Origin of the sequence: Rhizobacter sp. SG703 (genome assembly GCF_012275445.1) — a bacterium.
GTDB lineage: Bacteria > Pseudomonadota > Gammaproteobacteria > Burkholderiales > Burkholderiaceae_C > Rhizobacter.
In genome coordinates this window covers 45701-71036 of record NZ_JAAZQK010000007.1, presented here as the reverse complement: position 1 = coordinate 71036, position 25336 = coordinate 45701, and the positions used below count along the sequence as shown (strand labels likewise).

The 25336-nt window shown below is 71.0% G+C and carries 26 protein-coding genes; 12 read left to right on the top strand and 14 right to left on the bottom strand.

Going from position 1 to position 25336, the window contains the following annotated elements:
• Nucleotides 1-2 precede the first annotated feature (2 nt).
• The 5 genes from FHT26_RS15945 to FHT26_RS15925 form a co-directional block, all read right to left on the bottom strand.
• On the bottom strand, nucleotides 3-1004 hold the full coding sequence (locus tag FHT26_RS15945; protein ID WP_168561112.1) for a PAAR-like domain-containing protein: 1002 nt from the start codon (nucleotides 1002-1004) through the stop codon (nucleotides 3-5).
• 4 nt (nucleotides 1005-1008) lie between these two features.
• Complete coding sequence (locus FHT26_RS15940; protein ID WP_168561111.1) at nucleotides 1009-2064, bottom strand: beta-ketoacyl synthase N-terminal-like domain-containing protein; 1056 nt, start codon at nucleotides 2062-2064, stop codon at nucleotides 1009-1011.
• Nucleotides 2061-3071, bottom strand: a complete 1011-nt coding sequence (locus tag FHT26_RS15935) for a DUF2169 family type VI secretion system accessory protein (protein ID WP_246867926.1) — start codon at nucleotides 3069-3071, stop codon at nucleotides 2061-2063. Before FHT26_RS15935 ends, FHT26_RS15940 begins: the two co-directional genes overlap by 4 nt.
• A gap of 9 nt (nucleotides 3072-3080) precedes the next feature.
• Complete coding sequence (locus tag FHT26_RS15930) at nucleotides 3081-4367, bottom strand: class I SAM-dependent methyltransferase (RefSeq protein WP_168561109.1); 1287 nt, start codon at nucleotides 4365-4367, stop codon at nucleotides 3081-3083.
• Nucleotides 4368-4476: 109 nt separating this feature from the next.
• Nucleotides 4477-5400, bottom strand: coding sequence for a LysR family transcriptional regulator (locus FHT26_RS15925; protein ID WP_168561108.1), 924 nt, complete (start codon nucleotides 5398-5400; stop codon nucleotides 4477-4479).
• Between the two features lie 144 nt (nucleotides 5401-5544).
• Here FHT26_RS15925 and FHT26_RS15920 point away from each other — a divergent pair, with 144 nt between their 5' ends.
• On the top strand, nucleotides 5545-5949 hold the full coding sequence (locus FHT26_RS15920; protein WP_168561107.1) for a RidA family protein: 405 nt from the start codon (nucleotides 5545-5547) through the stop codon (nucleotides 5947-5949).
• 18 nt (nucleotides 5950-5967) lie between these two features.
• Here FHT26_RS15920 and FHT26_RS15915 read toward each other — a convergent pair whose 3' ends face one another.
• A complete protein-coding gene (locus tag FHT26_RS15915) occupies nucleotides 5968-6165 on the bottom strand; it encodes a hypothetical protein (protein ID WP_168561106.1) in 198 nt (65 codons plus the stop codon).
• Nucleotides 6166-6284: 119 nt separating this feature from the next.
• Between FHT26_RS15915 and FHT26_RS15910 the strand changes: the two genes are divergently transcribed.
• The gene (locus FHT26_RS15910; RefSeq protein WP_168561105.1) at nucleotides 6285-7157 is read left to right on the top strand and encodes a LysR family transcriptional regulator; all 873 of its coding nucleotides are present in this window, start codon (nucleotides 6285-6287) and stop codon (nucleotides 7155-7157) included.
• A gap of 13 nt (nucleotides 7158-7170) precedes the next feature.
• Here FHT26_RS15910 and FHT26_RS15905 read toward each other — a convergent pair whose 3' ends face one another.
• Nucleotides 7171-8697 carry an FAD-dependent oxidoreductase gene (locus tag FHT26_RS15905; RefSeq protein ID WP_168561104.1) on the bottom strand — a complete coding sequence of 509 codons (1527 nt, stop codon included), beginning with the start codon at nucleotides 8695-8697 and terminating at the stop codon, nucleotides 7171-7173.
• A gap of 235 nt (nucleotides 8698-8932) precedes the next feature.
• On the opposite strand from FHT26_RS15905, the gene FHT26_RS15900 reads away from it, so the two are divergent.
• The 5 genes from FHT26_RS15900 to FHT26_RS15880 all read left to right on the top strand — a co-directional run bounded on the left by FHT26_RS15900 (nucleotide 8933) and on the right by FHT26_RS15880 (nucleotide 11600).
• Complete coding sequence (locus FHT26_RS15900) at nucleotides 8933-9166, top strand: hypothetical protein (protein ID WP_168561103.1); 234 nt, start codon at nucleotides 8933-8935, stop codon at nucleotides 9164-9166.
• A gap of 62 nt (nucleotides 9167-9228) precedes the next feature.
• Entirely contained in the window at nucleotides 9229-9567 is a 339-nt protein-coding gene (locus FHT26_RS15895; RefSeq protein WP_168561102.1) for a hypothetical protein, read from the top strand.
• Complete coding sequence (locus FHT26_RS15890) at nucleotides 9554-10138, top strand: cell division protein FtsI (protein WP_168561101.1); 585 nt, start codon at nucleotides 9554-9556, stop codon at nucleotides 10136-10138. The genes FHT26_RS15895 and FHT26_RS15890 overlap by 14 nt, the downstream gene beginning before the upstream one ends.
• The gene (locus FHT26_RS15885; RefSeq protein WP_246867925.1) at nucleotides 10135-10848 is read left to right on the top strand and encodes a flagellar basal body L-ring protein FlgH; all 714 of its coding nucleotides are present in this window, start codon (nucleotides 10135-10137) and stop codon (nucleotides 10846-10848) included. The genes FHT26_RS15890 and FHT26_RS15885 overlap by 4 nt, the downstream gene beginning before the upstream one ends.
• The gene (locus FHT26_RS15880) at nucleotides 10848-11600 is read left to right on the top strand and encodes a Crp/Fnr family transcriptional regulator (RefSeq protein ID WP_168561100.1); all 753 of its coding nucleotides are present in this window, start codon (nucleotides 10848-10850) and stop codon (nucleotides 11598-11600) included. The genes FHT26_RS15885 and FHT26_RS15880 overlap by 1 nt, the downstream gene beginning before the upstream one ends.
• Before the next feature lie 28 nt (nucleotides 11601-11628).
• Here the strand turns inward: FHT26_RS15880 and FHT26_RS15875 are convergent, their stop codons facing one another.
• The 4 genes from FHT26_RS15875 to FHT26_RS15860 form a co-directional block, all read right to left on the bottom strand.
• On the bottom strand, nucleotides 11629-12369 hold the full coding sequence (locus FHT26_RS15875) for a copper-binding protein (protein ID WP_168561099.1): 741 nt from the start codon (nucleotides 12367-12369) through the stop codon (nucleotides 11629-11631).
• Nucleotides 12370-12447: 78 nt separating this feature from the next.
• The gene (locus FHT26_RS15870) at nucleotides 12448-13815 is read right to left on the bottom strand and encodes a multicopper oxidase family protein (RefSeq protein WP_168561098.1); all 1368 of its coding nucleotides are present in this window, start codon (nucleotides 13813-13815) and stop codon (nucleotides 12448-12450) included.
• Nucleotides 13812-15176 carry a TolC family protein gene (locus tag FHT26_RS15865; protein WP_168561097.1) on the bottom strand — a complete coding sequence of 455 codons (1365 nt, stop codon included), beginning with the start codon at nucleotides 15174-15176 and terminating at the stop codon, nucleotides 13812-13814. Before FHT26_RS15865 ends, FHT26_RS15870 begins: the two co-directional genes overlap by 4 nt.
• A 106-nt stretch (nucleotides 15177-15282) precedes the next feature.
• Entirely contained in the window at nucleotides 15283-15675 is a 393-nt protein-coding gene (locus FHT26_RS15860) for a DUF2946 family protein (RefSeq protein ID WP_168561096.1), read from the bottom strand.
• A gap of 183 nt (nucleotides 15676-15858) precedes the next feature.
• Here FHT26_RS15860 and FHT26_RS15855 point away from each other — a divergent pair, with 183 nt between their 5' ends.
• Entirely contained in the window at nucleotides 15859-16971 is a 1113-nt protein-coding gene (locus tag FHT26_RS15855) for an ABC transporter substrate-binding protein (protein WP_168561095.1), read from the top strand.
• Nucleotides 16972-16976: 5 nt separating this feature from the next.
• Here the strand turns inward: FHT26_RS15855 and FHT26_RS15850 are convergent, their stop codons facing one another.
• The gene (locus FHT26_RS15850; RefSeq protein ID WP_168561094.1) at nucleotides 16977-17885 is read right to left on the bottom strand and encodes a LysR family transcriptional regulator; all 909 of its coding nucleotides are present in this window, start codon (nucleotides 17883-17885) and stop codon (nucleotides 16977-16979) included.
• Nucleotides 17886-17980: 95 nt separating this feature from the next.
• On the opposite strand from FHT26_RS15850, the gene FHT26_RS15845 reads away from it, so the two are divergent.
• The 3 genes from FHT26_RS15845 (at nucleotide 17981) to FHT26_RS15835 (ending at nucleotide 20649) form a co-directional block, all read left to right on the top strand.
• Nucleotides 17981-18949, top strand: coding sequence for a DMT family transporter (locus FHT26_RS15845; RefSeq protein WP_168561093.1), 969 nt, complete (start codon nucleotides 17981-17983; stop codon nucleotides 18947-18949).
• Nucleotides 18950-19034: 85 nt separating this feature from the next.
• Nucleotides 19035-19667, top strand: a complete 633-nt coding sequence (locus FHT26_RS15840) for a LysE family translocator (protein ID WP_056807113.1) — start codon at nucleotides 19035-19037, stop codon at nucleotides 19665-19667.
• Between the two features lie 124 nt (nucleotides 19668-19791).
• A complete protein-coding gene (locus FHT26_RS15835) occupies nucleotides 19792-20649 on the top strand; it encodes a substrate-binding periplasmic protein (RefSeq protein ID WP_168561092.1) in 858 nt (285 codons plus the stop codon).
• A gap of 10 nt (nucleotides 20650-20659) precedes the next feature.
• On the opposite strand, the gene FHT26_RS15830 is transcribed toward FHT26_RS15835, so the two are convergent.
• Complete coding sequence (locus FHT26_RS15830; RefSeq protein ID WP_168561091.1) at nucleotides 20660-23677, bottom strand: response regulator; 3018 nt, start codon at nucleotides 23675-23677, stop codon at nucleotides 20660-20662.
• A 176-nt stretch (nucleotides 23678-23853) separates the two neighbouring features.
• Entirely contained in the window at nucleotides 23854-24450 is a 597-nt protein-coding gene (locus FHT26_RS15825; RefSeq protein WP_168561090.1) for an ATP-dependent Clp protease proteolytic subunit, read from the bottom strand.
• Between the two features lie 89 nt (nucleotides 24451-24539).
• On the opposite strand from FHT26_RS15825, the gene FHT26_RS15820 reads away from it, so the two are divergent.
• Entirely contained in the window at nucleotides 24540-25334 is a 795-nt protein-coding gene (locus FHT26_RS15820) for a sigma-70 family RNA polymerase sigma factor (protein WP_168561089.1), read from the top strand.
• Nucleotides 25335-25336 lie beyond the last annotated feature (2 nt).

Below are 25336 nucleotides of genomic sequence, written 5' to 3'. Positions count from 1 at the left end.
AGTCAATGTGGTTGGATGTGGAAGTCCTTGCCCGGCTCCAGGCGCTGGCTGGCGGCAGATTTTCGCAATGTCGCCACCTTGTCTCCCGGGATGGCCTGGTGCACTCCCTTGAACTTGCCGCCGAGCAAGGCCGGGCCCGCAATCGAGTACTTCTTGACCTGGTCGGCCTTGATCGTCCCGGGTCGCTTGCATTCCTTGATGGCGCCGCTGGGCATCACGATGTCGATCTCGCCGTGCAGCTTGCAGTGCTTGCACTTGTACTTGATGTTGGTCCAGACGGCTTTCACGTCTTCGGCCACCTTCTGCTCGAATGCCTTGTCTTCGGCATATCCCTCGTCATCGAGCGCGATCTTCATCAGCGCTGCCGGGTCGAGGTTGTCCTTGCCCCTGTAGGCCAGCTTGGGTCGACCCGTCTTCTCATGCAAGGCCGCCAGCTTGGCCGCCTCGTCGCTGTTGGCGAGATCCTGCTTCCTGGCCGCTTCCAATTCCTCCCGGCGCTTCTTTTCGGCGTCGTCCGTCAGTTCGGAGAATTCGATCTCGTGGCCGGGGCAGTCGTCGATCTCCCGCTCGGACTGATCGACTCCCGCCATCGTCGCGCCGGTATTCGACGGGCTGCCGCTCGGCCCGCAGTTGTTCAGCATCGGCTCGCCCAGAAGATGCACCGACTTGCCTTCGATCTTCACGGTCATCGAACCCGGCGAGATGAACTTCGCCGGGCCGTGGGTGTTGGCCGAGATGAGCCCCCCGCCGGTGCCCTTGCTGGCCATGTCGCCGATGCTTTCGAACATGGCACCACGGATGGCGACCGCGTGCCCCTCGATGGTGACGCTCGTCGAATAGCCTTGCGGCGAAAGATTCGACTTGGCGATGTTCGGCAGGGGCGCGGGAACGAAGGGCGCCGGCGGGGCCGGCATCTTGCAGATGTTCGGCAGCGTCGCCTTGGCCGTGCCGAGGCTGCCTTCGGTGACCGGCGTCTTGGGCGGGTGGATGGCGACGCTGTTCATGTCATCAAGTCCCGGCGGGTGAGGGGGAATCGAGCACGGCGGCCGCCCTCGAGCCGTCATCCGAGGCAGCCCAGAGGAGCGTTCGAGGTCCACGGGCGTACCCGCGCGCCATCGCCTGGCAAGCCAGCGCGGCGAAGAGCGGGCCCGAAGCGGCGCCGCTGTCTCCCCAGGCATCAGCAGGAGACCAGTAGTCGGTCGGATCGTCGAAGGCTGCGCCGTGCCGCAGGCAGACGAAGCCCCATTCCTCGCTTCGATGGCGCTCGCCGTTGATGTCGCAGATGACCGCATCGAAGCGTCCCGGCCGTGACGACAACCGGTCGAGGACCGAGCCGATGGTCGAACTGAGGCCTTCGCCGAGGCACGGCTCGTCGCTCGTGACCGTGCGCATTTCCCGCCCGACGGCGCTGGCGACGAGGCACGCCTGCGAATGCAGGCCCGCGCCGTCCATGGCCGATTCGCTCATCAGCAGCACGAAGGCTGCGGCCTCGCCCGGCACGAAGCCCAGGCGCGTGGACGCACCGGACAGGCGCCGGCTGTCGGCGAGCCACTTCATCGTGGCGCCGTCGGCGTAGCTGTCGACGCCGCCCACCAGGCACAGCGGGAACTCGCCGGACGCGATGCGCCGCGCGGCCGCATCGATCAGCGCCAAGCCGCCGGCATGCCCCCGGCCGGGCACCGTCGAGTCGAGCCGGCACAGGCGCAGGTCCTCGCCCGACCCGATGGCGGATCGGACGGCGTCGGCCCAGGCCTCGTCCCAGCCCGGCCGGACCTCGGGAAGCGCCAGCATCAGCGGAACCTCCTGTCCGCGCGGCAGCGAGGCCGCCGCGCGGGCCTCGCGCAGCGCCGTGTCGGCCAGCGCCAGCCACCGCTCGACCCCCGTGGCGTCGACGTCGAGGGCCTGGTCGAACGCCGTGATCAAGCCGTTGCCCTTGGCATCGCGGAAATGCGGGTGTTCGCGTGCCGCGCTGAGGCCGGCCCGATAGGCCGCCGCGCTCGATGCGGCGCGCAGCCCGAGGGAGGTGCGGGCGCCGCAGGCGACGATGTGCACGGGGCGGTTCATGGCGCGGCGAAGGCCTCGTGAACGGTGGTCCGGTCGAGGTCCTCGGGCACACCGCGGTAGGTCAGCGCTGTCGTCCAGAGCATCGTCAGGCGCGCCTGCTCCGGCTCCAGCAGCACCGTGGACAGGTGTGCCGCATGCTCTTCGACGCCGTGGCCGTCGATGCGGGTCGAGAACACGAAGTCGGCACGCGGCAGGTCGAACTGCACGCGGCCCGACGGTGTCAGGTTGAGCAGGTCGACCGGTTCGCCGCCGCGCAGGGGCTCGCGGGCTTGTTGGTCGAGCGGCGCGCATTGAAGCGAGCGCGGGTGCCAGTCCTCGGCGAGCAGCGGCGCGCGGTGCGCCCTCCAGGCGTCGTCGTACGTGCCCATGGCTTCGCGGCGCGGCGACCAGTGTCCGTCGATCGGTCCGAAGCAGGCCGGTCCGGTCTTCTCGACATCGCCGTCGGGGTATTCGAAGTTGGGCAGGCGGTGGCCGCTTCGATCGCCACCGGGGGCGGCCAGTCCGCAGCCGACCGGATTGCGCGGGTCGTAGACATGCCGGGACGGATCGTCGGACGTCAGGTCCTGTCCGCCGAAGCAGCGTTCGTAGACGATCGGCACCTGCGTCACGGGCATCGCGGCAGAGGCCCTGGCACCCCATCGCCCGTCCGCCCAGGTGCGGTCGCCGCGAACGGTCAGCGCCTTTCGCACGGCGCCAAGCCGGAACGCGACGTGGAACTCGGTGCTCGCCCGGTGGCCCGGCGCATGTGCGATCCCCTGGACCAGGACGTCGGTCAGCGGCTTCGGCTCGGTCAGGTCGGCTTCGTAGCGCAGGCTCGATGCGCCCGGGTCGCCGTGGTATTCGGGCGCGATCAGCGGCGGGACCTGCCGGTCGGAGCGTCGCAGTCGACCGGCCGCATCCCAGTCGAACGAGGCCTTCACGGCGACGATCCACTGGTGGATGCCGTTCCTGTCGCGGCCCCAGGTCCTGCCCACGGCGTACGGCGTCCGGTTGCGAAGGGTCCACATGCCGTCATCTCAGGTGGCGTGATCCATGCGCTGGTGATGGCGCGTGGTGGCGTAGCCTCGTCCGGCTTCCCAACAGGCCAGCGGCTGCGATGCGGCGACCGCTTCATTGAAGGCGGGCAGGCGCAGGTCGACGAGTCCGTTGCGGTGCAGCAGCAGCAGGTCCTCCATCGCGCCGGCGACGTCGTCGAACAGGTCTGCGACCGGAGCCCCGTCCGGCCACCCGGCCTGCAGGCGGCGCAGCGCGGGCTCCATCGCCGGCCCCGACGTCTCGACCTGCACGCGAGTCGTCGGATGCTCGAACAAGGCCGATCCCGCTGCGGTTCGCTGCCCGGTCGGCGCCAGGCAGGATGCCATCTCGAGCGCTTCGCATTCCGCGAGCGTCAGCGGCACCGGCTCGAACGCGCCGAAGGACAGGATGGGCGAATGCAGCTGCCGATGGAGCAGCAGGTCGACCGTGTCCTCGATGGATCGGCCGACCAGCCCGGCGTGGCGGAGCTCGTCGTCCAACCCCGGGCGAACGCGGCCCGATGCATGGTTGAAATCGGCATCGCCGACGGCGTGGAAGTCCCTCGAACGCAGCATCGACAGGAACTCGCTGCGCCAGTACGCACGGTTGTGTTCGCTCAGGTATTCGTGGGCGATGTAGGACACGTCGTGGCTCAACAGGAAGCGGAATTCGTCGGCGAGCAGGCGGGCATACGGTGCTGCTGCGTCGTCGGCGACGCCAGACGCTGCGGCGATGCAGGCGGCGGCGCGCCGGGCGAGCTCGGCCCGCTCGCGCAACCCGCCGTGCCCCGCCGTCTGCGCCAGCAGGAACTCGCGCACCAGCCCGCGCACCGCCCACCCGGGCAGCGTGTTGTAGTTCAGGTAGAGGAGCCCGTTCTCGCGCAGGCATCGCTGCGCGATGTCGAGCAACCGGTCGCGCGCCTCGTCGTCGATCCACGAGAACACCCCGTGGCCGATCACGTAGTCGAACCGGCCTTCGATCCGGTCGCTGGCCTGCCTGAAATCGGCATGGATGAACCGGACATTGCGAATGCCCAGGCGCGCCGCCGTGTCGCGCGCCACGCCGACCTGGCTCGCGGCGCCGTCGACGCCGACGAAGGTCGAACGCGGGCGGTGGAAGGCCATCGGCAGCAGGTTGCCGCCATCGCCGCAGCCGAGTTCGAGCACGTCGCACCGGTTCGACGGTGCGCGCGGGCCGCCGTGCAGCATCGAGGACAACGACAGGCGTTCCGGTGCGGTCCACTCGATCGGACTGCAGCGGTAAACGACATCGTCGTAGGGGTTGCCCATGCGGTTGAGTCTTCAAGCCCGGACGACTCACAGGATCGGCCCATTCTGAAGCGCGGCGGCCGGTTGACCATCCCCAAGGTTGCCGATGGGGCTCTGGTCTCGTCACGCGTCACGCGTCCCGCACCCCCACCGGGGCGTGCTGCGCCATCAGCTCGGCGATCCAGTCGATGAACACCCGCAGCTTGGCGCTCACGTGGCGGTTCGGCGGGAACGCGATATGGAGCGGCATCGGGTCGAAGCGCCAGTCCTCGAACAGCGGCAGCAGTTCGCCGCGTGCCAGGTGGGACTGCGACATGTAGTGCGGCAGCCAGAGCACGCCCAGGCCGGCGAGGCCGGCTGCGAGATAGGCATTGCCGTCGTCCACCGCGACCACGTAGCGGCCGGTCACCACGATGTGCTCGCCATCGCGCTGCATCGCGTACGGCACGACCTTGCCGGCGCGCGATCCCTTGTAGCCGACGATGCGGTGGTGCGTGTCTTCGAGCTCGCGCGGGTGCGTCGGCGTGCCGGCGCGCGCCAGGTAGCCCGGCGCCGCGCAGGCGCCCAGCCGCAGGTCGCCGATGCGTCGGGCCACCAGCGACAGGTCGGTCAGCTCGCCGCCGCGCACGACGCAATCGACCTTCTCGCCGATCAGGTCCACGATGCGGTCGCTGACGCCCAGGTCGAGCTGGATCTCGGGATAGCGCGCGTGGAAGGCCGGCAGCGCCGGCACCAGGATCAAGCGGGCCAGCGGGCTCGGCACGTCGACCCGCAGGCGGCCGCGCGGCGCCGCCGCGGCGCCAGACAGGCTGGTCTCGGCGTCGTCCATGTCGGCCAGCAGGCGCAGCACGTGCTCGTAGTAGGCCGCGCCGTCGGCGGTGACGTTGACCTTGCGCGTCGTGCGGTTCAGCAGCCTGACACGCAGCCGCGCCTCCAGCTGCTGCACCAGTTGCGTCACGCTGGTCTTGCTCAGGTGCAGCGTCTCGGCCGCTTTCGTGAAGCTGCCGGCCTCCACCACGCGGGCGAAGGCCTGCATTGCGTCGAAACGGTCCATCGCGGCGCCTCCCGGGAAAGTCGATTGTTTGCCTTGCGCAAACAGTGATTGTCGACGGACCTCGTTGATCCGCGCGGCACGGCTCCCTAGAGTCCCTGCATCGCAATCAAACGGGTCGGCTTCGACCCTTCAAGGACGGAAACGATGGGCCAACGTGATGTGGTTTTCCCGGCCGGGCGGCAGGCGCTGTATGACAGGAATCGCTATTCGCCGGCGATCCGCTCCGGCGGCTTCCTGTTCGTGTCGGGGCAGGTCGGCAGCCGGCCCGACGGCTCGCCCGAACCGGACCTGCAGGCCCAGGCGCGGCTCGCCTTCGAGAACCTGAATGCGGTGCTGGCGGCAGCCGGCTGCACGTTCGACGACGTGGTCGACGTGACGGTCTTCCTCGTCGACCCGGAGTCGACCTTCGAGACGGTCTGGAAGATCGTGCCGGAGTACTGGGGCGACGCACCCCATCCGACGCTCACCGGCGTCGGGGTCACCTGGCTTTACGGCTTCCAGTTCGAGATCAAGGTGATCGCGAAACTGCCGCAGGCCGTGGCGGGCTGAAGGGCTTGGCGACGGCGCTCAGACGCCGACGATCAGCACCTCGTTCTCGGCCGCCACGCGGGTCGCGTGGCGCGCCTCGCTGCGGCTCTTCGCGGTCGCGGGCGGGCTGCGTTGGAGGCCGGGAGCGCGTTGCGGGGCATCGCTGCGCGATGCGGATGCGGCTTGCGGGCGTTGCGTGGCGGGCCGCGGCGTCGCGGTTGAAGAGCGTTCGTTCATCGTGGACTCCTGTGGTTCAAGCAGTTCCGATGGTGGTCGTTGATTGATCGCTGGTAAAGCGATCTTTATTGGCCGATAAAAGCAATAATCTTGCATTCAAGGCAGGCACCGGAGGCCCCGTGGACGTCACGCTGGCACGCACGTTTCTCGACATCGTCGACACCGGCAGCTTCGTGCGGGCCGCCGAGCGCCTGCATGTCACGCAGACGGCGGTCAGCGCGCGCGTGAAGGCGCTCGAGGAAGCGGTCGGCGCCACCTTGTTCGTGCGCAGCAAGGCCGGCGCGTCGCTGACGCCGGCCGGCGAGCGCTTCGTGCGCCACGCGTCGATGATGGTGCAGGTGTGGGAGCGGGCGCGCCACCAGGTGGCGGTGCCGGCCGGCCATGAATCGGTGCTGACGATCGGCTGCGAGATGAGCCTGTGGGATCCGCTGCTGCTCGACTGGCTGCTGTGGATGCGCAACGCGGCGCCGCACCTCGCGCTGCGCACCGAGGTCGGCGTCGCCGGCGAGCTGATGGACCGCGTGGCGTCCGGCATGCTCGACATCGCCGTCGTCTATGCGCCGCAGCGCCGCCCCGGCCTGCGCATCGAGTTGCTGATCGAGGAGAAGCTGGTGCTGGTCACCACGCACGAACCCACGACCAAGCGGGCGCGCAAGCTCGACCCGGCCGATTACGTCTACGTCGACTGGGGCCCGGAGTTCGCGCAGCAGCACAGCCTGGCCTTCCCGCAGCTCGGCCATGCGGCGGTGTCGGCCGGGCTCGGCCCGCTGGGCCGCGAGTTCGTGCTGGCCAACGGCGGGTCCGGCTACTTCCGGCAGGCGGTCGTGCGCAAGCACCTCGACAACGGCCGGCTGCACCGCGTGAAGGGCGCGCCGGAGTTCCTGTACCCGGCCTATGCGGTGTTCGCCGAAGAGTCCGATGCGGCGGTCGTGCAGCCGGCGCTCGACGGACTGCGCCATGCGGCCGGCGGCACGACGGCCGACCACGAGTAGCGCTCGACGCGCTTCAGCCCACCGGCACCCGGTCGGCCTCCAGTGCGCGCTCGGCGCGCAGGCTTTCCAGGTCCCGCCCGATCGTCACGACCGCGAGCACCCGGCCGCCCAGGCGGTAGCGCACGCTGCAGTCGTGTTGCGCGAGCGAGCCGTCGATCTCGATCGCATCCCAGCGTTCGGCATGGCCGACGTACTGCAGCGTCACGTCGTAGTGCTGGCTCCAGAAGAACGGGCTGATGTCGAAGGCGCGACGCCGGCCGAGCATGTTCAGCGCGGCGACCTGGCCCTGGCGCTCGGCCAGCGTCCAGTGCTCGACGCGGATGCGCTCGCCCGAATGCGGGTCGGGCCAGCGCGCGATGTCGCCGGCCGCGAAGATGCCCGGCGCGCTGGTCTGCAGCCAGGCGTCGACGCTGACGCCGCGGTCGACGGCGAGCCCGGCCTGCTCGGCCAGCGCGAGCGCCGGCCGCACACCGACGCCGGCGACTACCAGGTCGGCCGCGAGCACCGTGCCGTCGGCCAGCCGGGCCTGCGTGCCGTCGAGTCGGTCCAGCGTCGTGCCGAGGTGGAACACCACGCCGTGCGAGGCATGCAGGTCGCGCACGAAGGCGCCGAGGTCCGGGCCGAGCACGCGCTGCATCGGCACCGCATCGGGCGCGACGACGTGCACCGCCAGCCCGCGCGTGCGCAGCGACGCCGCGACCTCGAGGCCGATGAAGCTCGCGCCGATCACCAGCGCCGAGCGGGCCGACGCCGCCCGCGCGACGATCGCGCGGCTGTCGGCGAAGCTGCGCAGGCGCAGCACCTGGCCGGGCGCGGCACCGGGCACGTCGAGGCGCACCGGGTCGGCGCCGGTGGCGAGCAGCAGCGCGCCGAACGGCCGCGTCGCGCCGCCGGCCAGTTGCAGCCGGCGCGCGGCCACGTCGATCGCGTCGACCCGCGTGCCCAGCAGCAGCTCGATGCGGCGCTCGGCGTACCAGCTGTCCGGCCGCAGCGGCATCCAGTCAGCCTCGGCCGTGCCGGCGAGGAAGTCCTTCGACAGGTTCGGCCGGTCGACCGGCGGGTCGGCATCGGCGCTGACGATCGCGAGCCGGCCGTCGTAGCCCTCGCGGCGCAGCGTGTCGGCGGCGGCCAGGCCGGCCGCGCCGCCGCCGACGATGACCACGTCGTCGAGCGCGTCCGACGGTGCCTGCCGGCGAGACCGCGGCGCGGCGACGATGCGCTCGCGCGCGAACACCTGGCCGCCTTGCTGCTCGACGCGCCAGCACGGCAGGTCGTCGAGCGCCGGCGCACAGAGCGCCGTGCCGCTGCGGATGTCGAACTGCGCATGGTGCATCGGGCAGTGCAGCACGTGCCCGTCGAGCAGGCCGTCGGCCAGCGCCGCGTGGTAGTGGCTGCACTGCGCGCCGATCGCGTAGACCGCATCGCCCTGGCGCACCAGCAGCGCGTCTTCGCCGTCGATCCGGCCGGCGAGCATCGCACCGTCGGCGATCCGTTCGAGCGGGATGCCGGCCTGCAGGTCGGGCGGGGTGTTGTCGCTCATGGGTCGCTCCGGTGGTTGCGGTCGGACATCGTGGCACGAATGGGGCCGTGACCCCAGGGCTGTGGCAATGACACCGCACCATGACCGCTGCCCCGTCCCGCCCCGCCGCCGCCGAGCCCTCGGTGACATCCATCACCCAGCGCCCGCCGCGGTCACCGCGCGACATGCTTTTCCGGCGATCGGCCCGGCGGGCGATGAGAACAATTCACTCATCGCAACCCGCACACCCCGCACCATGCACATCGCCCGCCCCGCCGGCAACCTGCCGACCCCTGCACTCCCGAAGGCCGCCAACCCGCCGGCCGCGGCACCGGGTGGATTCGGTTCCAGCCTGAAGCCTGCAGCCACTTCGGCTGCGGCGCCCGATGGGTCCGAGCCCGCACCGGCGGCGCCGCCGAAGCCGGACCTCGCGAGCCAGCTGTCGACGCTGTCGCTGGCCGCGACGACCACGCCGCGCCCGGCGGCCTGACACCCGGCATCCGGCCCGGCGGCGGCCCAGACCGCGCCGGGCGAATTCGCGAGGGAGACCCCATGGAACACACCGCTTCGATCGGCGCCGGTGCGCCTGCCGCGCATGCATCGGCCCCGGCCGCGGCACCGCACGGTGCACACGGCGCCGCAGCCCACCCGCCATCGCCGGCATCGCCCGGCGACGCCAGCAGCACGCTGGTGTCGCTCAGCGACGCCGGCCGGGCGCGTGCCGACGACGACACGCCCGACATGGCCGATGCGGCGCGGGTGGCCGCCCACGTCGCGCTGGCCGTGCTCGGCGAGCCCGACGGGCTGGTCGCCGACGTGGCCCAGGCGGCTGCGGGCTATGCGACGCAGGCCGGGCTCGACCTGGCCGGCCGCATCGATGAGATCGCCTGAGGCCGCGGTGTCGACACGTCTGCCGAACCGATTCGCCGTCGCGGTGGCGGCGGCCTGCAGCGGCCTGGCCGGCTGCTCGCTGCTGAGCCCGGCGCCGACCTGGGAGCTGGTGAAGGCGACCGGCAGCGCGACCGCGCATGCGATCGGCCGCTCGCCGTCGCATGCGAGCGACACCGTGCACTACGGCGATGCGCCGGTGAAGCGGCTGTGCATCGAGTTCAACCGCAACGCGCCGCTGCCCGACCTGGTGCCGGCGCTGCAGGCGGAGCTGCGCAGCATCGGCGTCGCGAGCCGCGTCTACGAGGCCGGTGCCGGTGCGGCTACCGGTGCCGACGACTGCGAGGTCTGGCTGCGCTACGCCGCCACGGTCGACTGGGACACGCCGCCGTTCGGCGACACGACCCGGCCGTACCTCAGCGCGGCGTCGATGAGCCTGCAGCGATCGGGCGGCGCGCTGCTCGCGAGCAGCGGCTACCGCGTCGACGACGCCGGCTTCGGCGCCAGCAAGTGGGCCACGACAAGAACCAAGCTCGCACCGGTGGTGCGGGCGCTCATCCAAGGATTCGAATGAAACCCCCGAAGTACGCGGTACGTGGTGCGGCAGCGGCCGGTGTGCTGATGCTGATGCTGGCGCTGGCGGCCTGCGCGAGCCCGCCGCCCAGCCTGGTGCCCGGACCGGTCAGCGCCGCGCCGCCGCTGGCGCCGATGTTCATCGAGCGCCGCAGCAATGGCGCGATCTGGCAGCCGCAGCTCGAAGCGGCCTCGCTGTTCTCCGGCGAGCGCCGGCCGCAGGCGGTGGGCGACACGATGAAGGTCGACATCGCCGAAAGCCTGAAGGCCTCGCAGAAGCGCGCGACCGACACCAGCCGCGACAACAAGCAGGCGGTCAAAGGTCCGGGCAATGGAGATAAAAACGGCGGCCTGTTCGACAAGATCCTGAACGTCGACGCGAACGCCGGCAGCAGCGATTCGTTCAAGGGCAGCGGCAGCACCGAGGTCGCGACCGAGTTCAGCGCGCAGCTCACCGTCTCGGTGATCAACGTGCTGCCCAACGGCCACCTGGTGGTGGCCGGCGAGCGCCGCATCGGCGTGAACGGCGGTGCGAGCGCGCTGCGCTTCTCCGGCATCGTGAACCCGCAGGACATCCGGCTGGGCAACATCGTCAGCTCGCGCGACGTGGCCAATGCTGCGCTGGAGAGCGCCGGCAGCGGCGATGTGTCCGAGGCGGCTTCGCGCAGCTGGTTGCAGCGCGTGATGGCCAAGACGCTCGCGGTGTGGTGATGCCGGCGCACTGGATCGACGATGCGGTGGAGCAGGTCTTCCGCCGCGGGCAGGCCATCGTGCGGGCCGGCGGCGAGCTGGCCGACTGGATGGCGATCCGCCAGGGGGCGGTCAGCCTGCACATCCGCGTGGCCGCGGGCACCGAGGTCGGCGTCGCGGTGCTGTGGGGCGGCGACGTGATCGGCTGGGGCTCGCCGCTCGGGCAGGACCGCGCGCTGTATGACGTGACGGCACTGATCGATGTCGTGGCCGTCAAGGTGCCGGCGGCCACGGTGCGGGCCGCGCGCGATGCCGGCGACCGCGGGCCGGGCGACGACATCGGCCGCCTGCATTCCGCGACCGCGCTGCGCATGCAGGAGCAGCTCGCGCTGCGGCTCGCCGGCAGCGGCTTCCAGCGGCTGGTGAACGTGCTGGCGACCTTTGCGGCGGCCTTCGCGCCGGCGCAGGCGCGCGCCCGCGGGCTGCACATCGGGCTGCCGGTGTCGCAGGCCTTCATGGGGCAGCTGGCCGGGCTGTCGCGGCGGCAGACCTGGATCTACCTCGGCCAGCTGGCCGACGCCGGCTGGGTCCGCACCGAGCGCGCGCAGGTGATGCTGGAGGCGCCGGCCGCGTGGCTGCAACTGCCGGCGCATGTCGAGCGCGAAGGGCTGGAGTGCATCGCGACGGCCGAGGAGTGCAGCGCGACGCTCGGGCTGCTGTGCCTGGCCGCGGCGTCGGGCCGGTCGGACGGCGGCGTCGCCTCGACGCGCTGACCGATGGCGTCCGCCCGCGCGCCGGCCTTCACCGGGCGGCGCTCGCGGCGGGCTCGATCGCCGTCACGGCGATCGCCCCGTTCACCCGCTCGGCGCTGAAGCGCACGGTGTCGCCTTCGCGAAGGTTCTCGAGCAGCCGCGGGTCCGACACCTTGAACACCATCGTCATGCCCGGCATCTCGAGGTTGGCGATCGGCCCGTGCCGCAGCGTGAGCTTGCCCTGGGCCTTGTCGATGCGGCGCACCTCGCCCTGCGTCATCGCGGGCGCGTCGCCGGCCACCAGCACCCGGCCCAGCATGCCGGCCTCGAAGTGCCCGGGCTGCAGGCAGGCGAACTGGAAGTCGCCGGCCTTCGTGAACTGCCAGACGATCTCGCCGCTGGCGCCGGGCTTCACATGCGCCATGTTCGGGCTCGCGTGCTCCATCTCCGGAAACTTCTGCATCAGCGCCGCGTGGGCCTTCAGGTCGGCCGGCGTGCCCAGCACCATCTCGTGCAGCAGCTTGCCGTCGTTGCGCACGACGAACTTCACCGTCTCGCCGCGCTGCACGGTGATGTCGGCCGGCGTGAAGCGCATCGCATCGCTCATGCCGAGCGGGATCACGCGGCGCACGTTCGCCGGGTTGCCTTCGTGGCCGAACGGGGTCTCCTCGACCTTGGCGGCGTCGTAGCGGCGCGGCGCGGCATGGTCTTCATCGCCGTGGGCCGATGCGGGAGCCGCGTGCAGCGCCAGTGCGGCGGCCGCCAGGGCCAGCAGGGTCGTCAGGGTCATCGGTGTCCTCAGGGTCATCGGGAAGCGGGTGTTCATGGTTCAGGTCCTTTCGTGTGTCGTGTCGTATCGGGTCGGGTTTCAATGGCCTGCATGGCCTTGCGGCTTGCGCACCTGCAGCGTGCCGGCATCGGGTTGCGCCGCCGGCGCGCGCGCCGGGGCCCCGGGCTCGCCGCCGTACTCGTGCGCCAGCGTCCCTGGCGGGTGCCGGTACGGCCCGGGGTCGCGGTGATCGCCGCGCGGCAGGTCGTCGCGCACCTTCACCACGCTGAACATGCCGCCCATGCCGACCGGGCCGAACGGGCCGGTGCCGGTCATCATCGGCAGCGTGTTGTCGGGCAGCGGCATCTCCATCACCGCCATGTCGTGCATGCCCTTGTCGCCCATCACCATGTAGTCGGGCACCAGGTTCGCGATCTTCTGCGCCACCTCGCGGTGGTCGACACCGATCATCGTCGGCACCGCGTGCCCCATCGCGTTCATCGTGTGGTGCGACTTGTGGCAATGGATCGCCCAGTCGCCGGCCACGGCATCGAACTCGAAGGCACGCATCTGGCCGACGCCGATGTCGGTCGTCACCTCCGGCCAGCGCGCCGTTTTCGGCACCCAGCCGCCGTCGGTGCCGACCACTTCGAAGTGCGGGCCGTGCATGTGGATCGGGTGGTTGGTCATCGTCAGGTTGCCGACGCGGATGCGCACCCGCTCGCCGGTGCGCGCGACGATCGGATCGATGCCGGGGAACGCCCGGCTGTTCCAGGTCCACAGGTTGAAGTCGAGCATCGTGTTCACGCGCGGCGTCGCGGCCCCCGGCTCCACGTCGTAGGCGTTCAGGATGAAGCCGTAGTCGCGGTCGACGCGCAGCTGCCGCGGGTCCTTCGGGTGGACGATGAACAGGCCCATCATCCCCATCGCCATCTGCGTCATCTCGTCGGCATGCGGGTGGTACATGAAGGTGCCCGAGCGCTGCAGCACGAATTCGTAGACGAAGGTCTTGCCGACCGCGATCGGCGGCTGGGTCAGCCCCGTCACACCGTCCATGCCCGACGGCAGCAGGATGCCGTGCCAGTGCACGCTGGTGACCTCGGGCAGCTTGTTGGTCACGAAGATGCGCACCCGGTCGCCTTCGACCGCCTCGATCGTCGGCCCCGGGCTCTGGCCGTTGTAGCCCCACAGGTTGGCCTTCATGCCGGGGGCGATCTCGCGCACCACCGGCTCGGCCAGCAGGTGGAACTCCTTGACGCCGTCCTTCATGCGCCACGGCAGCGACCAGCCGTTGAGCGTGACGATCGGGTTGAACGGCCGGCCGGTGGGCGGTGGCGGCGGCGCTTGCAGCGTCGCGCTCGTCTGCGTGACCGCCTCGGGCAGCGAGGCCGCGCCGACGCGGCTGACGGTGGCGGCGCCGAGCAGCGTCGCGCCGGCGGCCTTGAAGAAGTTTCTGCGTTGGGTCATGGCTGGCTCCGTCCGGCGATCGCCGTCTGCAATGAGGTTTCGGCGATCCAGTGGTCGCGCAACGACTCGACCGCGCCGGTCACGCCGGCGATCTGCTCGCGCGCATCGGCCAGCAACTCGAACACGCTGCCGAGCATGCCGTTGTAGCGAAGCATCTGTTCGTCGGAGATGCGCTTGCGCAGCGGCACCACCTCGTCGCGGTAGTGCTTCGCCAGTGCGTAGGCACTGAGGTAGGCGGAGTGCGATTCGCGCACCTCCGAGCGGGCCTGCAGCGCGAGCTGCGCGACGCGGTCGACCGACTGCCGGTAGGTGGCCTCGGCGCGCGCGACGCGGGTGCTGCCGGCATCGAACAGCGGCAGCTCGAACTCGATCTCGTAGCCGTTGCGACGCGGCTCGCCACCGGCGTCGCTGCGGCTGCTCTGGTTCTGGTAGCCGACGTCGAGCACGTTGATGAAACGCGTCGTCTTCGTCAGGCCGAGCGAGGCGGCGGTCGATTCGGCGCCGCGCCGGGCCATCAGCAGGTCGAGGCGCTTGTCCATCGCCGCCTGCTCGGCGTTGCGGGCGTCGATCGGCGCGGCTGGCAGCTCGGGCAGGCGCTCGGGCAGCGTGAACGGCGGCAGGTCGTCGGCCAGGCCGAGCGCGCGCGCCAGGCGCTCGCGCCCGGCCACTGCCTGGTGGCGCGCGCGCAGCCATTGCGCCAGCGCGTCGGCCTCGAACGCCTGCTCGCGCATCTGCTCCAGGCCGCTGAAGTTGCCGACTGCCCGCATGCGTCGGGCGAGTTCGCCCGACGCGTCGGCGGCCTCCTTCACCTGCCCGGCATAGCCCAGCAACTGCTGCGCGGCGACCGCGTCGAAGAACGCGCGCCGCGTTTCGGCGGCCAGGCTCACCGCGTCGGCGGCGGCCTGCAACTGGGCGATCTCGAAGCGATCGCGCTCGATGCGCGACGCAGTCGGCATCGACAGCAGCCCCAGCACGTCGAAGATCACCGCGCGGTCGATCTCGACGCTGCCGCCGCCGGCCAACCGGCCGAAGCGCAGCGAGGGGTTGTGCAGGCGGCCGGCGCGCACGAGGTCGGCCTCGGCGATGCCGAGCTCGGCGAAGCTCGCGCGCAGGCCGCGGTGGTTCAGCAGTGCGATCTCGACGGCGGCGTCGGGCGTCAGCGGGTGTTGCAGCAGTTCGGTGGTGCGGGTGCGTGCCGCGTCGGACGCGCCGGCGTCGCGCGGCGCGATCGGTGCGATGCCGGTGCGCTCGCGCGTCAGCGACGCGACGCGGTCGAAGCCGCCGTCGGGCGAGAAGGACGCGCAGCCGGTCAGCGCCAGCAGCGACAAGGCGCCGGCCACCTTCGACAGGTTCAGGTTCATGGTTCGAAGTCGTTTGAATCGCCGGCGCCCGCAAGGCGGGGTCGGCAACAGCCTGCGCGGCGGACGCGCAGGCACCCTCGGGCCCGGTCGACGGGCCCCGGTGGGGTCAGCGGCTTCGGGGAGGACGGTCGGGGCCGTCGGACTGGAAGCTGGGGGCCGGCGCGCGCAGCGCCGGGAAGCTCACCGTGGCCGCGAGCATCGACGGCTCGACCGTCGGCGCGCTGCTGGGCAGCGGGGTCATCGAGCAGAAGCTCGCGCAGAGGTTGCAGCCGCCGTCGTGCGCGTGGGACGCGGGGGACGGTGGTGCGGCGTCGTGGTGCATGCCCTCGTGATGCGCCTGCGCGGCAGCCGAGTCGTCGTACCTGTCGGGATGCGGCTCGTGCTGTTGGTGGGACACCGCGTCGCCCCCCGTCGGGCACAGCATCGCCCCCGCGACCGCGGCCCGCAGGGGCATCAGCAGCGCAAGGACGATCAAGAGGAGGGCGCGGGCGGTTCTCAAGGCAGGTGGGTATTCAGGCTGGCCGCGAGTCTAGGGGCTTCCACGGTGGCAATGTCAAGCGATGACCCGCCTCGTCGAACCGTGATTTTTCCCACTGAATGCCGGTGTGGACGCCCTGGATTCGTGATTTGGATCTCTAGACTTGTACGACAAGTGGAGCCTTTCCACTCCAAGGGAGCTTGAATGCACATGTGGAAGAGTGTGCTGGCGTTGACCGCCAGCTTGATGGCGTTGGCACCGGTCCACGCCCAGATCAAGATCGGCCAGACGGCCGGCTTCACCGGCCCGGTCGCCGCCGGCGTGCGGGACATGACGGCGGGCGCGACCCTCTACTTCGACACCATCAACAGCCGTGGCGGCATCGACGGCCAGCGCCTCGAACTGGTGTCGCTGGACGACCAGTTCCAGCCGCCGCTGGCCGCGAAGAACGCGAAGACGCTGGCGGCCGACCCGAAGGTGGTCGCGCTGTTCCTGAGCCGCGGCACGCCGCAGACGCAGGCGATGCTGCCGGTGCTCGAGCAATCGAAGATCGCGCTGGTCGCGCCGCTGACCGGCGCCGCGGTGCTGCGCAAGCCGGTGCAGCCCTATGTGTTCAACGTGCGGGCGTCGTCGTCGCGCGAGGCCCAGCGGGCGATCGAGCACCTGATGGGCGTCGGCGTGAGCCGCATCGCCGTCGTGACGCCGGAGGATTCGTCGGGGCTCGATGCGCTGGCCGGTGCCAACGCCGGCTTCGAGGCCGGCCACATCAAGCCGGTGTTCGCCGGCCAGTTCAACCAGCAGAAGCCGGAGTTCGGATCGACGGTCGAGGCCTTGAAGAAGGTCGAGCCGCAGGCGATTCTGTTCGTCGGCTCGGCGCAGGCGGTGGCCGGCGGCACCGCGCTGATCCGCGCAGCGGGGCTGCAGGCGCAGATCGTCACGCTGTCGAACAACGCGTCGAAGGGCTTCATCGACCTGATGGCGTCCAACGCGCACGGCACGATCATCGCGCAGGTGTTCCCGAACGAGCGGGCGATCTCGTCGCCGCTGATCAAGGAGGTGCTCGAGTTCGCGAAGGCGGCACATGTCGAGAACATCACGCCGGCGCTGGTCGAAGGGTTCGCCGACGCCAAGGTGCTGGTCGAGGCGATCCGCCGCGCCGGCCGCGCGCCGAACCGCGCCTCGGTGCTGGCCGCGCTGAACGGCATGGCCGCGTACGACCTCGGCGGCCTGCGCATCAACTACAGCACGAGCGACCACACCGGGCTCGATTTCGTCGACCTGTCGATCGTCGATTCGACCGGGCGGCTGCGCCGCTGACCCGGTCAGCCGGACGCCTTCTTCGCGGCCGGCTTCGGTCGGCACACGCGGGTCGCGATCCTCAGGAACTCCTTCGCGGCCGGCGAGGCCTGCCGCAGGCTGCGCACCGCGAGGCCGATCTGGCGGCGGGCGGCCGGCCGCAGCGGCCGCGCCACCACGCCCGGGTAGTGGCTGTCGAGCCGGTCGGGCAGCGCATGCTCGGCAACGATCGAGACGCCTTCGCCGCGGTCCACCATCGACAGGATCGTGACCATCTGCGAGACGCGGTGGCGGATGTCGGGGCGCAGCCCGAGCGCGCTGAAGCGGCTCTCGACCAGCGACGAACTGCCCGCCTGCGTCAGGATGAACGGCACGCCGACCAAGTCGGCCAGCGCGATGCTGCGCGCCTTCGACAGCGGGTGGGCCGCGGGGACCAGCGCCATCAGTTCGTCGACCAGCAGCGGCGTGGTGTCGAAGCGCTCGTCGGGCAGCACCACGAAGCCGACATCGACGCGGCCTTCGAGGATCCAGCGCGCGACGACGCTGTCCTCGCCTTCGTCGACACGGACCTCGATGCCCGGAAAGCTGCTGCGGAACTCGGCCAGGATGCCGGGCAGCAGCCGCACCGACGAGGTCGGCCCGAACGAGCCGATGCGCAGCACGCCCTGGCTCAGGCCGCCGGCGGCCGCGGCCTCCTGCTTCAGCGCCTCGGCCAGGTTCAGGATCTCTCGCGCGCGCAGCAGCACCTGTCGGCCGACCTCGGTCGGCTTCAGCGCCGTCGGGTGGCGCGAGATCAGCGAGACGCGCAGCTCCTTCTCGAGCGCCTTCAGCGCATGCGAGGCTGCCGACTGGGTGATCCCGAGGCGCGACGCCGCGGCGGTGAAGCCGCCGAGCTCGGCGACGAGCGCGAAGACTTCGAGCTGGGTGAAGGTCATCGGCGGCTCCACGAGTGGCATGAGCGTTTGCTCATTTGACCATGACCGCTCATGAAAACTAGCATTCGCGCCGAACCACGCTCCCTCGCCCCGCCATGACCGCCGTTCCCGTTCCCGTTCCCGTTCCCGTTCCCGTTCCCGTTCCTGCTGACGCTCTGTCCGCGCGCGAGCAGCCGAACCTCCCGTTCGTCTACGCCAAGCTGGTGATGGTCGCGCTGTTCTGGGGCGGCACCTTCATCGCCGGCAAGGCGCTCGCGCAGGCGATGCCGCCAGCGGTCGCGGCGGTGCTGCGCTTCGGCGTCGCGGTGCTGCTGTTGCTGCCGCTCGCCTGGCGCTCGGCCGGCGGGCTGGCCCGGCTGAGCTGGCGGCAGGCGCTGGCCACCGCGGGGCTCGGGCTCACCGGCATCTTTCTCTACAACCTGTGCTTCTTCTCGGCGCTCTCGCGCATGCCGGCCGGCCGCACCGCGCTGTTCGTCGCGCTGAACCCGGTCGTCACGGCCATCGCCGCGAGCCTCGTGTTCCGCGAGCGGCTGCGGCCGCTGCAGTGGTGGGGCATTGCGCTGGCGCTGACCGGCGCCGTGGTCGTGATCACCCGCGGCAGCCCGCTCGCCGCGTTGCACGACATCAGCCAATCGATCGGTGCCGGCGAGCTGCTGATGTTCGGCGCGGTGCTCAGCTGGGCCGCCTACACGGTGATCGGCCGCATCGCGTTCGCCGGGCTGAGCCCGCTGGTGGCGACGACCTGGGCCGCGCTGTGGGGCCTGTCGTTCCTGCTGCTCGGGTCGGCCGGCGATCTGGCCGAGCTCGCGTGGCGGCAGCTGCCCTGGCCGGTCTGGGCGGCGGTGGTCTACCTCGGCGCGTTCGGCACCGTGCTCGGCTTCGTCTGGTACGGCGACGGCGTCAAGGCCATCGGCCCGTCGCGCACGGTGGTGTTCAACAACCTGGTGCCGGTGTTCGGCGTCACGCTGGCGGCGCTGCTGCTTGGCGAGGGCATCACCGCGTCGATGGGGATGGGCGGCGCGCTGAGCGTGCTCGGCGTGATGCTGACCAATCGCAAGACCTGACCTTCCCGCGGCCTATCGCGGGCCGCGACAATCCGGCGTCGAGGGGTTCCTCGCCACCTTTTCTTTTCAACAGGAGATCCGAATCGTGCAAGAACTCATTGCCCTGGCGGGCATCGTCGCTGCGCTGTCCGTCGGCGTCGTCAGCCCGGGGCCCAGTTTCGTGATGGTGGCGCGCATGGCGGTGGCCGGCTCGCGTTCGCAGGGCGTCGCAGCCGCGCTCGGCATGGGTCTCGGCGGCATGGCGTTCGCGACGATGGCCTTGCTCGGCCTGCAGGCGGTGCTGATGGCGGTGCCGACGCTGTACGTCGCGCTGAAGCTCGGCGGCGGGCTGTACCTGTGCTACCTCGGCTTCCTGATCTTCCGCGGCGCGCGCGAACCGCTTGCGCTGCAGTCCGGCGGCGCCGACGAGCCGCGGCAGTTCGGCCGCTCGCTGTGGCGAGGCCTCGCCACGCAGCTCAGCAACCCGAAGACGGCCATCGTCTACGGCAGCGTCTTCGCGGCCTTCCTGCCGCACAGCTACTCGGTGGGCTTCGGCATCGCGCTGGTCGCCGCGGTGTTCGCGGTCGAGGCGAGCTGGTACGCCTTCGTCGCGCTGCTGCTGTCGTCGCAGGGGCCGCGCAAGGTCTACCTCGGCTGCAAGACCTGGGTCGACCGCACGGCCGGGGTCGTGCTGTTCGGGCTCGGGGTCCGGCTGATCGCGACCGCGCCGGACGCGTGAGTCGCGCGCGCGAGATCCCGCGCTGCGCGGAGGCGGTGAAGGCGGGGGGCGCGCAGGCGGAGTGAGGCTGGAGCGAGGGCCGGGCGTATCATCGATTCGCCCCCCCCAAGTCGAGGAGATGATCATGCAAATGGCGTCTCGCCTGTTGGCCTGCCTGCTGTTCGCCGCCCACCTGGCCGCTTCCGCGGTGGAGGTGGTCCGCGTTCCGAAGCCCGAGTTCGAAGGCGACCACCGCTACGACTACGCGCTGCAGCTGCTGCAGCTCGCGCTGTCGAAGAGCGGCACCGACTACCGCACCCAGCCGGCCGAGACCGCGATGAACCAGGAGCGCCAGGTGCTGGAGATCGAGGCTGGTCGCAGCATCGATGTCGGGCCGATCCCCAGTTCCGCCGAGCGCGAGGCGCGCCTGCTGCCGGTCTACATCCCGATCAACAAGGGCCTGCTCGGCTGGCGCCTGGGCCTGATCCGCAGGGGCGACCAGGGCCGCGTCGCCGGCGTCGACACGCTGGCCGACCTGAAGCGGCTGCGGATCGCGCAGGGGCAGGAGTGGCCCGACACGCAGATCCTGCGCGCCAACGGCATCGACGTGATCACCGCGCCGCGCTACGAGGGCCTGTTCAAGATGCTCACCGGCCAGCGCTTCGACTACTTCCCGCGCAGCATGATGGAGATCTGGGAAGAGCAGGCGCTCAATGCCGATACGCTGGAAGTGGAGCCGCACCTCGCGCTGCACTACTTCTACGACGCCTACTTCATGGTGAACCGCAAGAACATCCGGCTCGCGCAGGACATCCGCGCGGGCCTCGAGAAGGCGATCGCCGACGGCTCGTTCGACAAGCTGTTCCAGCAGTACTTCGGCGAATGGCTGCGCAAGGCGCAGCTCGAGACCCGCACCGTGATCGAGTTGCGCAACCCGCTGCTGACACCCGGCACGCCGTCCGACCGGGCGGAACTCTGGTACGACGCCAGACGCGGACGCTGACCCGCCGCGTTCAGCCTAGCGCCTGCAGCTCGGCCATGACCGGGTCGAGCCGCCGCTCGACCTCGCGCAGCAGCGGCTCGATCCCCGCGTCGTCGATCTCGTCGATGCAGGCGCGCTCGAGTTCCGCCGCCGCCTGGTGCACGCGGCGCACGGCCAGCGTGCCGGCGACATTCTTCAGGTCGTGCGCCATGCGCATCGCGGCGGCCCTCTCGCCAGCCGCACGCGCGGCCCGGAAGCGCCGCACGAAGTCGGTCTCGCGGTCGCGGAACATGCGCATCAGGCGCCGGTACAGGTCTTCGTCGCCCATCGTCGCGGCGAGGCCGCCCGCGCGGTCGATCGCCGGCGCCTCGTCCGTCGCCGCGGCCGCGGGGCGGATCCAGCGGGCGAGGGTCGCGAACAACTGGTCCACGTCGATCGGCTTCGCGACATGGTCGTTCATGCCGGCCGCGAGCACCTTGTCGCGGTCGCCGACCAGCGCGTTGGCCGTCATCGCGATCACCGGCAGCTCTCGCCATTGCGGCTGCCCGCGCAGCGCGCGAGTGGCCTCGTAGCCGTCCATCACCGGCATCTGGCAGTCCATCAGCACGCCGTCGACCTGCCGGTCCGCCAGCACCTGCAGCGCTTCCCGGCCGTCGCAGGCCACGCTGACGACGATGTCGGCGCGGCCGAGGATGCTCAGCGCGATCTCCCGGTTGATCGGGTTGTCTTCCACCAGCAGGATGCGCGCGCCGCGCAGCTGCGCCTGGTGCGCATGCAAGGCCTCCTGGCGCAGTGCCACGCGCGGTGCGCGGGGCAGCGCCAGGCCCAGCGCCTCGCCGCAGGCGTCGAACAGCGTCGACGGCGAGACCGGCTTCGTCAGCAGCGCGCCGACGCGGACCTGCTTCTGCGCGAGTTGCCGTTGCGCGTCGTCGCGGCTGAAGGCGGTCACCATCAGCACCGTCGGCGCCGCATGGCGACGGCCTTCCTGTTGGCTCAGCAGGCGCGCGCACTCCACGCCGTCGAGCCCCGGCATCTTCCAGTCGAGCAGCACCAGGTCGTACGGCTTGCCGTCGGCGTCCGCCTGCTGCGCCATGCGCAAGGCGGCGTGGCCGTCGGCGGCGGTGTCGATGTCCAGGCCGAGCGAGCTGCACATGTCGGCCAGCAGTTCGCGCGCGCAGGCGTTGTCGTCGACCACCAGCGCGCGCCGGCCGCGCAGCGCCGCCTCGTGCGACGCCGGCGTGTCGTCCTGCTGCGGCTGCAGCGCGAAACGCAGCGTGAAGTGGAAGCTGCTGCCTCCGCCCGTCGTGCTGCTGACGCCGATCTCGCCGCCCATCAGCTCCACCAGGCGCCGGCTGATCGACAGGCCCAGGCCGGTGCCGCCGTAGCGCCGGCTGGTCGACGCGTCGCCCTGCGTGAACGGCTGGAACAGGCGCTGCTGCTGCTCGTGCGTCATGCCGATGCCGGTGTCGCGCACCTCGAAGCGCAGGTCGATGGTCTCGGCGTCGCGTCCGGCCAGGACGATGGCGATGACCACCTCGCCGCGCTCGGTGAACTTGACGGCGTTGTAGCCCAGGTTCAGCAGCACCTGGCGCAGCCGCGACGGGTCGCCCACCAGCGCGCGCGGCAGCTTCGGCGGCAGCGCGATCAGCAGCTCCAGCCCTTTCTCTTCGGCGTTCATGCCGACCAGGTGGCCCAGGCCTTCGAGCACGTCGCCGAGGTCGAACGCAATCGACTCGATGTCGAGCTTGCCGGCTTCGATCTTCGAGAAGTCGAGGATGTCGTTGATGATCCCGAGCAGCGATTCGGCGGCTCCGTGGATCTTCTGCACCTGGTTCAGCTGTTGCGGGTCGAGCCCGCTTTGCAGCGCCAGGTACGACATGCCGAGGATGGCGTTCATCGGCGTGCGGATCTCGTGGCTCATGTTGGCCAGGAAATCGCTCTTGGCCTGGTTGGCCGCTTCGGCGGCGCGGCGCGCCACCCGGTCGGCCTCGGCCTGCTGCCGCGCGGTGATGTCGCGCGCGATGCCGACCGTGCCGGTCACGCGGCCGTCGCGGTCACGCAAGGCCGTCTTGACGGTCTCGACCCGCGCGCTGCTGCCGTCGGCGCGCACGTGCTGCTCCTCGATGCGCTTGCTGGTGCTCGATGCCATCACCTCGGCATCGTCGAGTCGGTACGCGCGGCTGAGCTCCGGCGGGTGCACGTCGAAGTCGGTCTTGCCGAGCATCTGGGACGGGTGCTCGAACCCGAGCGTGGTGGCGAGCGCGCGGTTGACGGCCACGTAGCGCCCATCGGCGTCCTTCACCCACGCGAGGTCCGGGATGTTGTCGAGGATGATCGCCATGCGCGCATTGGCATTGGCAAGTTCGGCGGCATGCTGGGCCAGCCGCTCGCGCATCGCGTTCAGCGCATCGACCAGCTGGTCGAGTTCGTCGCCGCGGCCGCGCTGCCGGCGCAGCTGCAGCGGCGGTGCCGGCGCCTGCGGCGTGACGCGGCCGATCGACGCGACGATGTCCAGCAGGTGGCGGGTCGCGAGCCGGTGCACGACGAACAGGATGAAGAGCGCAACCAGGAAGGTCTTGGCGGCGTTGCTGAGCAGGATCACGATGGCCTGCGCCGCCAGGTCGCGGTAGATGTCCGCCAGCGTGGCTTCGATGTGCAGCACGCCGATGACCTGCGGATGGTCGCCGCAGCAGGCGAGCGGAAACTCCTTCACCACCGACTGGCTGGCCTGCCGCTCGCCGCGCAGCACCGTCAGCGCATGCGAGGACGACGCCGTTTCGCGCACCTCGGCGGCGCGGATCGACGGCAGGCGCACGATGCCTTCGAGCTGCTCCTCGAGCTGCTTGGAGTCGAGGGCCCACAGGCTTTCGCTGAGGCTGCGCGAGCTGGCCTGGTCGATCTCGCCGAAGCGGCTTTCGAGGCGGGCGCGCTCGCTGCGGTAGCTCAGCGTCAGCTGCAGGATGGTCAGCACCAGCGTGACGACGGTGCTGAACAGCAGCACGCGGATCAGCAGCGCGATCGCGATGCCGCCACCCGGGATCCGGGACACCGAAGCCAGCCAGCCGCGCCGCGGGGGCGCGGAATCCGATGCAGGTTCTTGGAGGATCATCGGTGAACTCGCTCGGACCGCCGGTTCCGGCGGGTCCCGGCTTGCGGCCAGCATAGCCGCGCACGGGATCGACGAGCCCGGGGGTTCTCCCCAGGGCCACCGTATCGCCCCCCGCCTCAGGCGGACCTGAGCTCGGTCTTGCGCTCGATGATCCGCGACACCAGCCCGTACTCGACCGCTTCCTCGGCCGACATCCAGCGGTCGCGCTCGATGTCGGCCAGCACCGCTTCGAGCGACTTGCCGGTCTCGCGCGCGATCGTGCGGGCGATGCGCTCGCGGGCCTTGATGATCTCGACGGCCTGGATCGCGATGTCGGTGGCCGGCCCGCCGGCGCCGCCGCTGGGCTGGTGGATCAGGAAGCGCGTGTTGGGCAGGCAGTAGCGCCGCTCGCGCGGCACTGCCAGGTAGAGGTGGGTGGCGGCGCTGCCGACCCAGCCGGTGCCGATCATGTTCACTGGCGCGGCGATGAAGCGCAGGATGTCGTGGATGGCGTCGCCCGATTCCAGGTGGCCGCCGGGCGAGCTCACCAGCACGTCGATCGGGTCGGCGCTGTCGGCGTCGAGTGCGATGAGCCGGCGCGTCACGTCGGCGGCCGTCACGTCGGTGACGGTGCCGAAGATCAGCAGGGTGCGCGCCTTGAAGGCCTTTTCCTCCAGGTAGGAGGTGCGCGGCTCGGTGGCGCTGGAGGGCGTGGCGGTGTCGGGGGTTTCCATCGAGGGGTCCTGGTGGTTGAACTGCCTTGACGAACGAGGCGCGGCTTTCGTGACACCGGCCTGCGGTCGGGCTGTGGCAAGCTGCGCGGATGCACGACGAACGCCAGCTGGCCCTGATCGATGCCGACCGCCGCCGGCTGGTGCGTGCGGCCACCCGCCTGCTGGGACCGGCGGAGGCCGAGGACGCCGTGCAGGACGCCTGCGTCCGCGCGCTCGAGGCCGACGCGCCGGAGCTCGACGTTGCACAGGCCTGGCTGCACACCGTGGTGCGCCACCTGGCCATCGACCGCCTGCGGCGACGAGACTGGATGCAGCACTGGCTGGCGCAGACGGCCGACGACGAGACCGCGGGCGCATCGCCGTCGGCCGAGACGGAGGCGGCGCGCTCGCAAGAGGCCGCCCGTGCGTTGCGGCTGCTGGCCGCCGAGCTGACGCCGGCGGACGGTGCCGCCGTGCTGTTGCACGAAGTGTTCGAGGTCGGCCACGCCGAGATCGCACGGGCCGGCGGCAGGTCCGAGCCGGGCAGCCGGCAGCAGTTGCGGCGGGCGCTGCTGCGGCTGCGCGAGGCGGCTGCCGCAGCGAAGCGCCGCGCCGCGCCGGAGCTCGATTCGAGCGAAGAGGCGGTCTTCCGCCTGTACCTGCAGTCGCTGCAGTTGCGCGATCCGCAGGCGCTGTGGGCGGTGCTGCGCCAGCCGCCCGTCAGTGCGTCGACGAGGATGTCGGCCGTCGCGGCCAACGCCGTACCGGCGCCGGCTGCGATCGCCAGCGCCGTGGTGCAGGTGGGTGGGCAGCTGGGGCTGGTGCTCGCGCTGGACGGTGTCAGGCTGTGCGTACTGCCGCTTGGCGTGCAGCCCGAGCGCGCGCTGGAGACCGCAGGGCCGTGATG